This window comes from Yersinia proxima (assembly GCF_902170785.1).
Taxonomy (GTDB): domain Bacteria; phylum Pseudomonadota; class Gammaproteobacteria; order Enterobacterales; family Enterobacteriaceae; genus Yersinia; species Yersinia proxima.
This window is the reverse complement of sequence record NZ_CABHYG010000014.1, coordinates 242,769-257,147: the sequence shown is the minus strand read 5'-3', so window position 1 is coordinate 257,147 and position 14,379 is coordinate 242,769. Positions and strand designations below refer to the sequence as shown.

Genomic DNA, 14,379 nt, shown 5'->3' with positions numbered 1-14,379 from the left:
TAAATGGAGAAATACTATGCCATTAGTCATTGTCGCGGTTGGCGTTGCCATGCTGCTGTTACTGATGATCCGTTTCAAACTCAACGGATTTATCTCGCTGATACTGGTCGCGCTGGCGGTGGGTGTCATGCAAGGGATGCCGGTCGATAAGGTTGTCGGCTCAATCAAAGCAGGGGTCGGTGGAACACTGGGCAGTCTGGCACTGATTATGGGCTTCGGTGCCATGCTCGGTAAGTTGCTAGCGGACTGCGGCGGCGCTCAACGAATCGCTACTACCCTGATTGATAAATTTGGTAAAAAACACATTCAGTGGGCGGTTGTTCTCACCGGTTTTACTGTCGGTTTTGCCCTATTCTATGAAGTCGGCTTTGTGTTGTTGCTGCCGCTGGTATTCAGTATCGCCGCTTCAGCCCGCATTCCATTGTTATATGTGGGTGTCCCGATGGCCGCAGCGCTATCAGTGACTCACGGCTTCTTACCTCCTCACCCCGGTCCAACCGCTATTGCTACCATTTTCCACGCCGATATGGGTAAGACCCTGTTATATGGGACGTTACTGGCCATTCCTACCGTTATTCTGGCTGGCCCGGTATTCGCTCATTTCCTGAAAGGTATTGATAAACCGGTGCCAGAAGGGCTGTATAACCCAAAAACGTTTACCGATGAAGAGATGCCTGGTTTTGGCGTCAGTGTCGGCACTGCGCTGGTGCCGGTTATTTTAATGGCAATGCGGGCGGTGGCAGAGATGATTTTGCCCAAAGGCCACCCTGTTCTTTCCTATGCCGAGTTCTTGGGCGACCCGGTTATCGCCACATTGATCGCCGTGTTAATCGCAATTTTCACCTTTGGTTTAAACCGTGGTCGCTCCATGGAGTCCGTGATGGATACCGTGACCGACTCCATCAAAATCATTGCAATGATGCTATTGGTTATCGGTGGTGGTGGGGCTTTCAAACAGGTTTTAGTCGACAGCGGCGTTGACCATTACATTGCCAGCATGATGAATAGCAGCGGGCTATCACCGATTCTAATGGCATGGTCGATTGCAGCCGTGCTACGTATTGCACTTGGCTCTGCGACAGTGGCAGCCATTACCGCAGGCGGGATTGTGGCCCCTCTCATAGCCACCACCGGTGCCAGCCCTGAATTGATGGTGATTGCAGTGGGTTCAGGTAGCGTGATTTTCTCTCACGTCAACGACCCGGGTTTCTGGCTATTTAAAGAATATTTTAACCTGACTATCGTCGAGACCTTCAAGTCATGGTCAGTGCTGGAAACCATTATATCCGTCTGCGGATTGGTCGGCTGTCTGTTATTAGCAATGGTGATATAGCATTAGTTATATAGCATTAGTATATAACTACCGCTATTTAGATACTGCCGCCGGGGAGGATGGTGAAGCCCACATCAACCATCTTGGGTGTAACCACTTCTCCGCGTAGCCGGGCCAGTAAGCGCTCGGCACCAATTTGCCCCATTCTTTCGCGTGGGGTCAGTACACTGGCGAGTTTCGGAACCATCGACTGACCAATATCATGCCCGTGGAAACCGGCTATCGCCATATCATGCGGAATAGAAAGCCCCTGGCGCTGACATTCAAATACCGCGCCGATGGCCAGGTCGTCATTGGTGCAAAAAATACTGTCGATCTGCGGATAACTCACCTGAGCTTCGCGCAATAGCTCCGCCCCAGCTGAATATGATGAGGAACGGCTAGTCATCACACTCATCGGCGTCAGGCCGGACTCACGCATCGCCTGCTCATAACCTTGCTGCTTAATCACCGTTCGCTCATCCTGACGCGCACCAAAATACACCACGTAACGGTGGCCTTTGGCGATAATCTGCTGAGTCATCTGCCTTGCGGCTTCAAAGTTATTAAAACCCACGGCTAAATCAATGCAAGGTGATGAACAATCCATCAGTTCAATAACAGGAATGCCCGCAACCTCAATCATTTTCAAAGTACGCGCCGTATGATGGCGCTCGGAAAGGATTAGCCCATCAATATTGTAAGAAAGTAGCGAGGTCAACCGCTGCTCTTCCCGTTCTTTCTGATAGCCGTAATGTGCCAACATGGTTTGATAGCCATGCGCATCCGTCACACTTTCAATACCTCTTAGCACCTCGGCAAAAACCTGGTTAGTTAATGATGGCAGTAATACGCCAATAGCGTGGCTGGTTGCGTTGGAAAGGATATCGGGAGCACGATTGGGAATGTAGCCAAGTTCGTCTAGCGCCAGTGCAATTTTTTCCCGCAATACGGCAGAAACTTGCTCTGGATTGCGCAAATAACGGCTGACCGTCATTTTAGTGACCCCAACCATATCGGCAACGTCTTGTAGCACTGGCCTTTTTTTCTTCATTATCAATGAACTGAGGCAGAGTAAACGGGGTGCTATTCTAGCAAAGAAAAGGGTATGGCGCGATGCACATACCCTTTTTTACTCAGGATGATCAAACTTAAACTGGCGGTAAATCAAACAGCAAGATTTCACTGTCTTCATCGGCATGAATAGAAAGAGCGGCTTCATCCCAGATAGCCAATGCATCGCTGGTGCCCGCACGGTGGCCATTGATAGACACATTGCCTCGCACAACCTGTATCCAGATACGGCGCTCTGCCTGAATCTGATAAATTGACTGCTCTTCGCGTTTCAATGCCCAGCGCCACAGCGTCATGTCCTGGAACACTTTTAGCGAACCATCACGGGCATCAGGTGATAACACCAACTGCCGCCCTTGTGGAATATCGAACATTTGCTGCTCGTAACGAGGTTCCAAACCGGTCTTATTCGGGATAATCCAAATCTGATACAAATGTAGCGGTTGATCATCGCGGCCATTATATTCTGAATGGCGAATCCCCGTGCCAGCACTCATTATCTGAAATTCACCCGCATGGATTTGTTCTTTGTTGCCCATGCTATCCTGGTGCTCAACCGTACCGGACAACACATAAGTCAGGATTTCCATATCCTTATGCGGATGAGTACCAAACCCCTGACCTGCATCTATAACATCTTCGTTAATCACACGTAGTGCTGAAAAACCCATAAATTCTGGATCGTAATAATCGGCGAATGAGAAGGTGTGCCAACTGTCCAGCCAACCGTGATTAGCGTGGCCACGTTCTTCCGCTTTGCGTAAATAAATCATGTTCAGTTCTCCTCAACGTTTTCTTTAGTCTAGATGTCGCGGGAGAATATGAAAGCGCAAAAAACTCACTCCTCTGTTCAAAAAATTCGACTGATTAATAAGTTAAGGGACAAATGATTTGAATTTGAAGTGATTAGCAGGAAAACAGGCAAAAAAAAAAGCCAGCACCCGGCTGGCTAAGTAAACACTGGAAGCAATGTGAGCAATGTCGTGCCTTCGTAATGTGAACACCTAAACTTTGATGGCCTCATCTGAAAGCACGACAATGATAATCATTATCACTCTCACTTGTAAAGTGTTTTTTTTAGCCACTCGCAATATTATTGACTCTGGTGAATAAAACGATATTTTATTAGGTAATTCAAACAGTAAGAGTAAGGGTATGTTTATGGAAAATGTGCAGATACGCCATGTGGAATTCAGCGATTATCCCGCCTTGCAGCAACTATTTTCACATCCACAGGTTTACCGAGACACGTTACAACTCCCCCTACCTTCACTTGAGATGTGGGCTAAAAAGATCAAAGAAATACCAGCCGGAATGCATAATTTAGTGGCATGTATCGATGAAGAGATTGTTGGTCAACTGACTGTTGAAGCAAATCAGCGTGCACGTCGCCGTCATGTGGCAACTTTTGGTATTGCTGTTGATGTTAACTCTTGCAGGAAGGGTGTCGGCAGTGCATTGATGGCAGCCATGATTGACTTATGTGATAACTGGCTGAATATACAACGTATTGAACTAACTGTTTTTGTCGATAACCTGGCAGCAATCGCCCTCTATCGTAAATTTGGCTTTGAAATTGAAGGGACTAGCCTGCGTTATGCTTTCCGTGACGGTCAATTTGTTGATGCTCACCATATGGGACGAATAAATTTACCAAACTAACCATCAGGGGATAAGAGATATAGCTTATTCCCTGATGGGATCAATGCAGGCTGGCGATGAAAATAACTAAATACCCGCGGTTTCTTTAATATAACGCCGTGCTTTCACTGCATACTCAAATGGGTTCGCAATAGCAGGGTCTTGTTCTGCCTCTACTACCATCCATCCTTGATAGCCTTTTTCATCTAACAATTTAAACACTGGACGGAAATCAATAACACCATCACCGGGAACAGTGAATGTGCCTTTTTTCACACCATCAAGGAAACTGAGTTTTTTCGCTTTAACTTCCGCGACCACCTCATCACGAACATCCTTTAGATGGACATGATTAATACGCGGTAAGTATTTTTCTAAAATAGCTAACATCGCTTCCTGACTACCTTCGGAATAATAGGCATGCCCAGTATCAAATAGCAGATAAACATCGTCGTTAACCATACTCATATAACGATCAATTTCTTCCGTGGTTTGGATGCCAGTCCCCATATGATGGTGTAAGCATACCTGCATCCCTTTCGTTGCCGCGATCTTGGCTAACTCGTTATAACCCTCTGCAACACGTTGCCATTCAGTGTCAGTAAAGTAAGGTTTCTCTTCAAAGATAGCTTTTGTGGTTCCCTGAATACTTTTACTTTGTTCAGAACAGCCTATAACTTTAGCCCCCATCGCATGGAGGAAATTCATGTGATTAGTAAATTCATCAATAGTTTTAGCGCGTTGACCATCAGCAAAGAAAGTGCTGAACCAGGCATTGCAAATCTGCATACCGCGTAGTTCAAGCATAGGTTTCAATACGTTAGGATCTCGTGGATATTTACTGCCAACTTCACTACCGATAAACCCGGCCAGTGCCATTTCACTGATACATTGCTGGAAGGTATTTTCTTTGCCTAAATCTGGCATATCGTCGTTCGTCCAACCAATAGGAGCGATTGCCAACTTCACACGATCTTTATTCATAATAAACCTCTGCAATACATCTAATTGATATAGATGAATACAATTAAAAAATGATTAATTGCCCATCCTATGATGTAAAAAATAGCGCTATGCAACAGCTTATCGGCTGACACACAGACAATAGATATTGATATTATTTGTTATAAAAAGCGGGCCGTGGCGGCAAACTTATCGGGACAATCTGGCCACTTTCCTGCGCGGCAATACAGGCATCAGCGGTGACCGCCGCCGCAAAGCCGTCCCAGGCAGAAGGCCCGGTGAGCTTTTCAGCTAACACATCGTTGATAAAGGCTTGCAACTCAACATCGTAGGCATCGATAAAACGATCTTTCCAGTCAGTGAGAATTTCATTTGATAGCCGCGCTTCACTACGCAGCAATACAGAAGATGGCTCTGGTAATTTTGCAATACCGCTATCACCCACCACTTCGCATTGAATATCATAGCCATATTGACAGTTCACAAAGATTTCGACGTCAATACGCGTACCTTTTGCCGTTTCAAATAATACGACTTGCGGGTCTCTTAGGTGGGTTTTAGCATGTTTAGCTTTACGCGGGAAAACAACCTGAACCGAGACATAATCATCATCTAACAGCCAGCGCAGCACATCAATTTCATGAATTAAAGTGTCAGTGATAGCCATGCTTGTAGTGTAGTTATCGCCAACTCTTGGATTACGGTGAGCACAATGCAGCATTAATGGCTCACCAATTCTTCCGCTAGTAATCACATCTTTCAGTGCACGATAACCTTGGTCGTAAGGCCGCATAAACCCAACTTGAACCAAACGCTTACCTTGCGCGGCTTCTGCCTCTACAATGCGTTTACATCCTTCAGCGGTCACAGCTAACGGTTTTTCGCAGAATACATATTTGCCCGCAGCAACTGCTGCCAATACAAACTCTTCGTGGCTTGGCCCCCACGACGTGACCAGCACCGCCTCGACTTCTTTGGCATTAATAACTTCATAACCATCTGCATAAACATTCGCTTCGATACCCAAGTCACGAATAACTTTAGTGGCACTTTCGCGATTAATATCGGTCACAGCGACAATACGACTACCCTGCAACACCTTGCTACAACGGCGAATATGATCCTGGCCAATAGCACCGGTTCCGATCACACCAATATTTAATGACATATTATTTCCCTCATGAAGTTTGGTTTGCAGGTGATCCCTGCTCATTTTATGACTTCACATCCAGATCATTTAATTAGCATTAATAATCACGGGCTTTGGCGATATTCTTTTCCAGCTCCCGTACGACTGCGTCCGTTTTTTCACTGTCAGAAACTTGGGCAACCCCGACCCGCCACCAGCTCAGGTATTTATGAACCATGGTTTTTGGCAGAACTTTTATGTCTATTAAGGTTGAGACTGTCTGCAAGCGGGCATCGGCTAATGCATCAAACAGTTGCTGTTCTGTAGCAACGCGATATGTCTTACAGCCATAAGCAGCAGCCAACATGGCGAAATCTACCGGAACAAAATCGCCGTCTAATTGACCAGTATCTTGATTACGGAAACGGAATTCAGTGGCATAGCTGTCCATGCCATGTTCCATCTGGAGGTTATTGATACAGCCATTTGTCATGTTATCAAACAATATGACATTGATTTTGCAGCGTTCTTGAATGGAAGTAACCAACTCAGAATGCAGCATCATGAAGGCACCATCACCCACCAATGAGTAAACTTCGCGGTTAGGTTCAGCCAGCTTCACACCCAATGCAGCACTAACTTCATAGCCCATGCACGAGTAACCATATTCGACGTGATAGCCATTATTGCCTTTTGTGCGCCATACCCGCTGTAAATCACCGGGTAAGCTGCCAGCAGCCGCAACAATGACAGCATCTTGAGGTAATTGATTATTCAGAACACCCAGCACCTGGCTTTGTGTCAGGAAAGAACCGGTTTTATTAATAAACTCACCAAAGACCTGCTCACGGTCTAAATGGTCATTAATTTCAGGGGTGAAATCCTCGGCATGGTATTCCACCTGATAGACCCGTTTTGTCTCGGCTAATTGTTCAGCACGCATTCGGGCAATTTCCCCGCCCCAACCCGCCTGATAACCACTATTGCCAAGTTGTTGATGCAATGCAGACAATGCCTCACGCGCATCCGCCAGCAATTGCAAACCATCCAATTTACCAGCATCAAAAGCACTGACATTAATATTGAGGAATGAAACATCCGGGTTCTGAAATAACCATTTCGATGATGTCGTAAAGTCGGTATAGCGGGTGCCAACACCAATCACCAAATCAGCCTGCTTCGCCAAGGTGTTCGCCGCCAGGCAACCTGTTTCACCAATACCGCCGAGATTGAGCTCATGTTCGGAGCTAATTGTGCCTTTGCCCGCCTGTGTCTCGACCCATGGTAAACCGAAACATTCAGCAAATCGTTGCAATGCCTGACCGGCCTGTGAGTATTTTACGCCGCCGCCACAGACCAAAATCGGTTTACGTTTTGAGGTCAATAAAGCGATAGCATCAGCCAGCATTGCTGCGCTGGCAGGCCGCCGGTCAAGGCGATGAACACGTTTTTGGAAGAAGTAATCAGGATAATCATAGGCTTCAGCCTGTACATCTTGCGGCAAACACAGCGTTACAGCACCGGTCTCAGCCGGGTCAGTCAGTACCCGCATGGCATTAATACACGCGCTCATCAGCTGTTCTGGCCGCGTAATGCGATCCCAGTATTTACTGACAGGCTTAAATACATCATTGGTACTGATACTCAGGTCATGAGATTGTTCAATTTGCTGGAGCACGGGATCGGGTTGGCGTGAGGAAAATACGTCACCAGGGAGCAAGAGTAAGGGAATACGGTTAGCTGTTGCAGTTGCGGCGGCGGTCACCATATTGGCACTGCCCGGCCCAACAGATGAAGTACAAGCATAGATTTGCTGACGCAACTTTTGTTTGGCGAAACCGATCGCTGCATGAGCCATTCCTTGCTCATTTCGCCCTTGGTGAACTACAAGTTCACCACAGTCTTGTTCCAGTGCCTGCCCGACACCCAGCACATTACCATGGCCAAAAATAGCAAAAATCCCTTTGATAAATTTGATTTCCTGACCATCGACTTGCAAGTATTGATTGTCCAAAAACCGGACTAATGCCTGTGCAGTAGTTAGCCGAATCTTATTCATTTATTCATCCTTTGCTCTGTTTGCGCGATACAACAGTGAGGTGAAACATAGCAGGGATTATAAACAAATATTTTTTTCATAAAATCACATTACAGAAGAAACATTTCATTCTGCGATGAAGATCAAATAATCAGGTAAACACTGAAACCATCACACCCGCATTAACTCATGTGAAATAGTGGCATTACAAACCAGCAGTAAATGAATCTAATGAATTGATATTATTAACTTAATATCACTCATCAATACTTCCTATTTCCTACTCATAAAACCATCAATAACTGGCACAATCCTTTAGTGTAAGCCCCATTCTCGTGCGTGATATAAGGCTTTTAGCCAGGTCACATAATTGGGGTGTAAATTTCATTTAATCTTGAAATTGAAATATTTATTCCTCATACTGATTTCAGAAACATTACTACGGGTTTATTTCATCGGTCATTGTCGAGGTTTTAAAAGAAGGAAATGGGGATGGGTACACAACACAAAGTGCTGGATGTCATATGTATCGGGCGAATTGCCGTCGATTTTTATGGACAACAGATTGGTTCCCGGCTGGAAGATACCAGTACATTTGCCAAATATTTGGGCGGTTCATCAGGTAATGTCGCCTATGGCACAGCGATTCAAGGCTTGAAGTCAGGTATGTTGGCACGTGTTGGTGATGAACATATGGGCCGCTTCCTGCGCGAGGAATTACAACGTGTTGGGGCCGATACCCGTTTTCTTATTACTGACAAGCAGCGCCTAACCGCATTGGTTATTCTTGGTATTAAAGATCAAGAAACCTTCCCTCTGATTTTTTACCGTGAAAACTGCGCTGATATGGCCCTGACGCCAGATGATATCGATGAGTCTTATATTGCATCATCGCGGGCACTGGCTATCACTGGCACACATCTTTCACACCCAAATACACGTGCCGCTGTATTGAAAGCGCTGGAATACGCGCATAAACATGGGCTACGAACTGCCCTGGATATTGATTACCGCCCAGTATTATGGGGCCTGACCTCACTTGGCGACGGTGAAACACGTTTCATTGAGTCAGAAAAAGTGACTCAGCAACTGCAAGAAGTTCTGCACCATTTCAATTTAATTGTCGGTACTGAAGAAGAGTTTCATATCGCGGGGGGCAGTACAGATACCCTGGTAGCGCTGCGAAATGTGCGTAAAGCAACTCAGGCGACACTGGTCTGCAAGCGCGGAGCACAAGGTTGTTCAGTATTCGAAGGGGAAATCCCCTCCAGTTGGGAACAGGTCAAACTCCATTCTGGTGTTCGCGTTGAAGTTCTCAATGTATTGGGGGCCGGCGATGCCTTTATGTCTGGTTTACTGCGCGGCTATCTTAATGATGAAAGTTGGGAACAGGCTTGCCGTTATGCCAACGCCTGCGGTGCACTGGTTGTTTCACGTCATGGTTGTGCGCCCGCCATGCCAACCAAAATTGAATTAGACGATTACCTCAGTCGCGAGCACTCTGTTCCGCGCCCTGATCGTGACACTCGCCTTAATCATTTGCATCGGGTAACCACCCGAAAACAGCAGTGGCCGGAGCTTTGCGTGTTTGCTTTCGATCACCGCAAACAATTGGCCGATATGGCGCGTGAAGCGGGTGTGAGTGAAGAACACATCCCTAAACTCAAAACATTATTACTACAGGCCGCACAACAGGCAGCTCAAGAGTCCGGGCTGGAGCATAAGAGTGGCATTCTGGCAGATACCACTTATGGTCAGGAAGCACTCAACACCATTACTGGCCAAGGATGGTGGATAGGCCGCCCCATTGAGTTACCCAGCTCAAGGCCATTACGCCTTGAATATGGCAATATCGGATCCCAACTCATTGATTGGCCACTGGAACATGTCGTGAAGTGCCTGGTATTTTATCACCCCAAAGACAGTGCGGAGCTACGCCAGCAGCAGGATGAGCTGATCTTGGATGTTTACCGGGGATGCTGTAAATCGGGGCATGAATTGCTGTTGGAAGTGATTTTACCTGAAGACAACAAAGACAAAGATGAACGTTATTATATTGAAACTATGGCACATTTCTATGCGTTAGGTATTCAACCAGATTGGTGGAAACTGCCACCGCTCAGCGCAGAGAACTGGCAGAAAGTAGGTGAATTGATTGAAACTCAAGACCCTTATTGCCGAGGTGTATTGATTCTTGGGTTGGATTCCCCAGAAGCTATATTAAAAGCGGGCTTTGCCGCCGCGGCAAAAGCACCTTGGGTTAAAGGTTTTGCTGTTGGCCGCACCATCTTCGGCCAGGCATCACGCCATTGGCTGCAAGGTGAGCTAAATGATGCCGAGTTGATTGCACAAGTGAAACAAAATTATCAAACACTGATAGGCTATTGGCGAGATTATCGTCCAGTCATCTGAAGTTAAGACCGCTTTCATGGCGCTGGCGTGGGAACACATCGGCGCCATTGTGCTGCCATCTGCATAGTTCATTCCTTATTAGTCTGAAAAAATCCTGATTTCTGTCAAACTTAATAAAGTAATATCTTTTGCTTATAGCCGTTTCCTTTATCATGGTTTAGTAAACAGTTTTAATTCGCAATGAAATAAAAGTAAAAGCGAATATCAACAAACGAAATTTTCCAACCATCTGCTAGAATACCTGACAGATAACCCTTGAATTTTCCTCTGCCGTGGGCTGAATGGATGAATAACCCGACTCAACTATCATTGCTACAAGACCAGATTCGTCATCGTTATGAGACGTTAAGCAAACGCTTAAAACAAGTTGCCCGTTATATCCTGGATAACAGTAACAGCATTGCATTTGATACAGTTGCTTCCATTGCGGCCCAAGCCAGTGTGCCACCATCAACCTTAATCCGGTTTGCAAATGCCTTTGGTTTCAGTGGCTTTAACGAAATGAAACAGGTATTCCGTCAACATTTGATGGAAGAAACCGTTAACTATACCGAACGCGCGCGGTTATTCCGTCAAACCTCAACCGATGGCAATACTGCACCAGAAAAACCGGCTGAAATACTGAATGTATTTACGATGGTCAATGCGCAAGCTCTGCAACAACTGGCAGTGCAAACCAGTGCAGAACAGTTGGATAGAGCCGTTGAGTTACTGAACAATGCTGAAAATATCTATGTGATTGGTTTGCGTCGTTCTTTTAGCGTGGCTTCTTACCTAACCTATGCATTACGCCATTTGGAGCGCCGTGCTTTTCTGATTGACGGGCTTGGTGGAATGTTCGCTGAACAACTAAGCATGGTAAAACCTAAAGACGTAGTGATTGCTATCAGTTACTCACCCTATGCACAAGAAGCCTTGGAATTGGTGGAATTAGGTGCCAAAAGTGGTGCGCAGCAAATTGCGATTACTGATAGTCAGGTTAGCCCATTAGCGGCTTTCAGCGATGTCTGTTTTGTGGTGCGGGAAGCACAAGTTGACGGGTTCCGTTCACAGGTTGCCTCTATGTGCCTGGCGCAAACCTTAGCCGTTTCATTAGCACTGAATAACGCCAAAGCATAACTCCTCAGGCGCTTCCAAGTCAGATGTAGCTTGTGGCGAGCAATAAAATGGCTATGCCTACCCATGAGGTTAATGACAAAGTACTCGTATCGGTGAAAACAGGCAGATCGTAAAGACGCCGTAAACCCTTCCCTGGGGGCTCGAGCCGCGCCGTCCCTGGCGCGGACGCTTTACTCTTCTACCTGTCTTCACCTTGTGAGATCGAGGCCTCGAGGTTTGTCAGCAGTCTGATGAGTAGGATCTACCTACCCATTTAATTCATACGTTTAATCGCAGCTTAGCGTTTTTCCACCGGATAGTGATCACTGTTGATCCATGCATGATCTTTTTCCCAGGTAAATTTCCATAACCGCACTGGCCCCGCCATAACATTCAAATAGTAGTTGTCATAGCCCGCCAATGTCGCCACGGGGTGGTAACCTTTTGGCACTTTTACGACATCTCGGTTATAAACCGGCATACATTCATCCAGTGAACGGTCGTCGGTATATACCCGCTGCATGCAAAAGCCTTGCTCTGGATTTAACCGGTGATAGTAAGTTTCTTCCAGATAGGTTTCATCTGCCGAATTTTCCTGATCATGTTTATGACTTGGGTATGAACTGGTATTTCCCTCATCGGTATAAACCTCAACCACCAGCAAACCGTCTGCGGGTTTATCGTCAGGTAAGATGTTATGTACTAACCGCTGGTTACGCCCCTTACCTCGCCGCTCTACCCCCACATCTGCTGGCGTAATCAGACGAGACGGTAAATGTCCATGACCAGGAGCACGGCAGACCGCCAATTCCAAATCGGTCTCTGCCACGACTTTCGCACAATCATGGTGTGGAACATAAACAGAATAAGGTGGTGTTCGTTCGAACGGGCTCATGCGTTTGCCAATATGTGGGTATTCAGCACGCTGTGTTGATACCGAAGCAATACCCGCGACGAGTACCAGACAGAGTTCATTGTCAGCACTATCCAGCATCAATACCTTTCCTGCCGTAAGGCGATAGACATCAAACCCAACAAAACGCCAGCCGGCGTTCTCCGGTGAAATATGCTGAATACGCCCATTCGCATCTGGCGACTGACATTTGGCAAGCAGTGACGACATGATGACTCTCCTGTTAACAACATGAAATTATTCTAACGAACACCCTCAGGTAGCATTAACCCAGCGTTGGCATACTGTATTCTGAAACCGTTTGCTGACCTGTTGGCCAACGGGCTGTGGTTGTTTTCATGCGGGTGTAGAAACGCACCCCATCAGTGCCATGCACATTTAATGCACCGAACACGGAACGCTTCCAACCACCAAAACTGTGAAACGCCATTGGTACTGGAACAGGCACATTGACGCCAACCATCCCCGCCTGAACTTCATGCACAAACTGCCTTGCATAGTGACCGCTACTGGTGAAAATCGCGCTCCCATTGCCGAACTCATGACTATTCACCGTATTAATTGCCGTTTGATAATCAGGTACTCTGACAATCCCTAACACTGGGCCAAAGATTTCTTCCTGGTAAATCTTCATATCTGGGGTGACATGATCAAACAGTGTGCCACCTACATAGTATCCTTGCTCATAACCCGCAACTTTATAATGACGGCCATCTGTGACTAATGTCGCACCTTCTTTAACACCTTGATCAATATAGCCAAGTACCTTCTTCTGATGAGCTGCTGAAATTAGGGGCCCCATTTCATTTTCTTCTCCACCTTGCTGTATGCCTGGGCCGACACGCAGGCGAGCAATGAGTGGTTTTAACTTTTCAATTAATTTATCTGCAGTACTGTCACCCACCACGACCGCAATAGGCAGCGCCATACAACGCTCACCGGCTGATCCAAAGGCACCGCCCATTAATGCATTTACAGTCGCATCCAAATCAGCATCAGGCATGATGATCGCCTGATTTTTCGCGGCACCAAAGGCTTGTACACGTTTACCGTGCGCACTGGCCGTGGTGTAAATATGTTCGGCCACAGTAGAAGAGCCGACAAAACTTACGGCTTGAATTCGTGGATCTGTACAGAGTTGGGCAGCACTTTCATTTGAACAGTGAATAACATTGAATACGCCATCAGGTAAGCCCGCTTCCGTCAGCAACTCAGCGAGACGAACTGATGCAGAAGGATCTAGTGCCGGCGGTTTCAGAATAAAGGTATTGCCACACGTCAATGCAATAGGGAACATCCACATGGGAACCATCGCAGGGAAGTTAAAAGGTGTTATCCCGGCAACAACCCCCAAAGGCTGCATCATTGAAAAGCTATCAACCCCAGTCCCCACGTCTGCGGAATATTCGCCTTTCAATAAGTGTGGGATACCACAGGCGAACTCGACCACTTCCAGACCGCGCGTAATTTCGCCCAAAGCATCCGAATATACCTTGCCATGCTCACGAACAATCAACTCCGCCAATTCATCGCGGTGTTGTTCAATCAGGCTTTTAAAGTTGAACATAATGCGAGCGCGACGCAGAGGGGTGGTTCGCGACCAATCGGCAAAGGCCTGATGAGCTACGCCAATAGCATGATGAACTTCTTCAGCTGTACTTTGCGTGACCTGGCTTTCAACCTTACCGGTGGCTGGATTATGAATATCGGCAGTTTGATTGCTGGAACTCAGGGAATTCTTCCCACCGATAAAGTTACTCACGATTTTCATGTCTCACCCTCTTCTCAATAGCTGCTAT

Annotated in this window: 11 protein-coding genes; 4 read left to right on the top strand and 7 right to left on the bottom strand. The window is 46.6% G+C overall.

Going from position 1 to position 14,379, the window contains the following annotated elements:
* The first annotated feature begins 16 nt into the window (after positions 1 to 16).
* Complete coding sequence (gntT, locus tag FTB31_RS12840) at positions 17 to 1,333, top strand: gluconate transporter (protein ID WP_077294938.1); 1,317 nt, start codon at positions 17 to 19, stop codon at positions 1,331 to 1,333.
* A 37-nt stretch (positions 1,334 to 1,370) separates the two neighbouring features.
* On the opposite strand, the gene gntR is transcribed toward gntT, so the two are convergent.
* Positions 1,371 to 2,366, bottom strand: a complete 996-nt coding sequence (gene gntR / locus FTB31_RS12835) for a gluconate operon transcriptional repressor GntR (RefSeq protein WP_050076706.1) — start codon at positions 2,364 to 2,366, stop codon at positions 1,371 to 1,373.
* Between the two features lie 97 nt (positions 2,367 to 2,463).
* Positions 2,464 to 3,159 carry a pirin family protein gene (locus FTB31_RS12830; RefSeq protein WP_004709427.1) on the bottom strand — a complete coding sequence of 232 codons (696 nt, stop codon included), beginning with the start codon at positions 3,157 to 3,159 and terminating at the stop codon, positions 2,464 to 2,466.
* Between the two features lie 388 nt (positions 3,160 to 3,547).
* Here FTB31_RS12830 and FTB31_RS12825 point away from each other — a divergent pair, with 388 nt between their 5' ends.
* A complete protein-coding gene (locus FTB31_RS12825; protein ID WP_050076705.1) occupies positions 3,548 to 4,048 on the top strand; it encodes a GNAT family N-acetyltransferase in 501 nt (166 codons plus the stop codon).
* A gap of 66 nt (positions 4,049 to 4,114) precedes the next feature.
* Here FTB31_RS12825 and iolE read toward each other — a convergent pair whose 3' ends face one another.
* The 3 genes from iolE to iolD form a co-directional block, all read right to left on the bottom strand.
* Positions 4,115 to 5,011: a myo-inosose-2 dehydratase gene (iolE, locus tag FTB31_RS12820; protein ID WP_005174802.1), complete on the bottom strand. Its 897-nt coding sequence runs from the start codon at positions 5,009 to 5,011 to the stop codon at positions 4,115 to 4,117.
* A 133-nt stretch (positions 5,012 to 5,144) separates the two neighbouring features.
* A complete protein-coding gene (locus FTB31_RS12815; protein ID WP_050076704.1) occupies positions 5,145 to 6,158 on the bottom strand; it encodes a Gfo/Idh/MocA family protein in 1,014 nt (337 codons plus the stop codon).
* A 79-nt stretch (positions 6,159 to 6,237) separates the two neighbouring features.
* Positions 6,238 to 8,178, bottom strand: coding sequence for a 3D-(3,5/4)-trihydroxycyclohexane-1,2-dione acylhydrolase (decyclizing) (iolD, locus tag FTB31_RS12810; protein ID WP_227731438.1), 1,941 nt, complete (start codon positions 8,176 to 8,178; stop codon positions 6,238 to 6,240).
* 471 nt (positions 8,179 to 8,649) lie between these two features.
* Here iolD and FTB31_RS12805 point away from each other — a divergent pair, with 471 nt between their 5' ends.
* Complete coding sequence (locus FTB31_RS12805) at positions 8,650 to 10,569, top strand: bifunctional 5-dehydro-2-deoxygluconokinase/5-dehydro-2-deoxyphosphogluconate aldolase (protein ID WP_175628080.1); 1,920 nt, start codon at positions 8,650 to 8,652, stop codon at positions 10,567 to 10,569.
* A 285-nt stretch (positions 10,570 to 10,854) separates the two neighbouring features.
* Positions 10,855 to 11,688: a MurR/RpiR family transcriptional regulator gene (locus FTB31_RS12800; protein ID WP_005157438.1), complete on the top strand. Its 834-nt coding sequence runs from the start codon at positions 10,855 to 10,857 to the stop codon at positions 11,686 to 11,688.
* 277 nt (positions 11,689 to 11,965) lie between these two features.
* On the opposite strand, the gene iolB is transcribed toward FTB31_RS12800, so the two are convergent.
* Both iolB and FTB31_RS12790 read right to left on the bottom strand, forming a co-directional pair.
* The gene (iolB, locus tag FTB31_RS12795; protein ID WP_227720201.1) at positions 11,966 to 12,790 is read right to left on the bottom strand and encodes a 5-deoxy-glucuronate isomerase; all 825 of its coding nucleotides are present in this window, start codon (positions 12,788 to 12,790) and stop codon (positions 11,966 to 11,968) included.
* Between the two features lie 55 nt (positions 12,791 to 12,845).
* The gene (locus tag FTB31_RS12790; RefSeq protein WP_050076700.1) at positions 12,846 to 14,351 is read right to left on the bottom strand and encodes a CoA-acylating methylmalonate-semialdehyde dehydrogenase; all 1,506 of its coding nucleotides are present in this window, start codon (positions 14,349 to 14,351) and stop codon (positions 12,846 to 12,848) included.
* Positions 14,352 to 14,379: the final 28 nt, after the last annotated feature.

What these genes read in the sequence shown, in the direction of transcription:
- gntT (WP_077294938.1), top strand. Translation starts at nt 17, where the DNA reads ATGCCATTAGTCATTGTCGCGGTTGGCGTTGCCATGCTGCTGTTACTG.
- gntR (WP_050076706.1), bottom strand. Translation starts at nt 2,366, where the DNA reads ATGAAGAAAAAAAGGCCAGTGCTACAAGACGTTGCCGATATGGTTGGG.
- FTB31_RS12830 (WP_004709427.1), bottom strand. Translation starts at nt 3,159, where the DNA reads ATGATTTATTTACGCAAAGCGGAAGAACGTGGCCACGCTAATCACGGT.
- FTB31_RS12825 (WP_050076705.1), top strand. Translation starts at nt 3,548, where the DNA reads ATGGAAAATGTGCAGATACGCCATGTGGAATTCAGCGATTATCCCGCC.
- iolE (WP_005174802.1), bottom strand. Translation starts at nt 5,011, where the DNA reads ATGAATAAAGATCGTGTGAAGTTGGCAATCGCTCCTATTGGTTGGACG.
- FTB31_RS12815 (WP_050076704.1), bottom strand. Translation starts at nt 6,158, where the DNA reads ATGTCATTAAATATTGGTGTGATCGGAACCGGTGCTATTGGCCAGGAT.
- iolD (WP_227731438.1), bottom strand. Translation starts at nt 8,178, where the DNA reads ATGAATAAGATTCGGCTAACTACTGCACAGGCATTAGTCCGGTTTTTG.
- FTB31_RS12805 (WP_175628080.1), top strand. Translation starts at nt 8,650, where the DNA reads ATGGGTACACAACACAAAGTGCTGGATGTCATATGTATCGGGCGAATT.
- FTB31_RS12800 (WP_005157438.1), top strand. Translation starts at nt 10,855, where the DNA reads ATGAATAACCCGACTCAACTATCATTGCTACAAGACCAGATTCGTCAT.
- iolB (WP_227720201.1), bottom strand. Translation starts at nt 12,790, where the DNA reads ATGTCGTCACTGCTTGCCAAATGTCAGTCGCCAGATGCGAATGGGCGT.
- FTB31_RS12790 (WP_050076700.1), bottom strand. Translation starts at nt 14,351, where the DNA reads ATGAAAATCGTGAGTAACTTTATCGGTGGGAAGAATTCCCTGAGTTCC.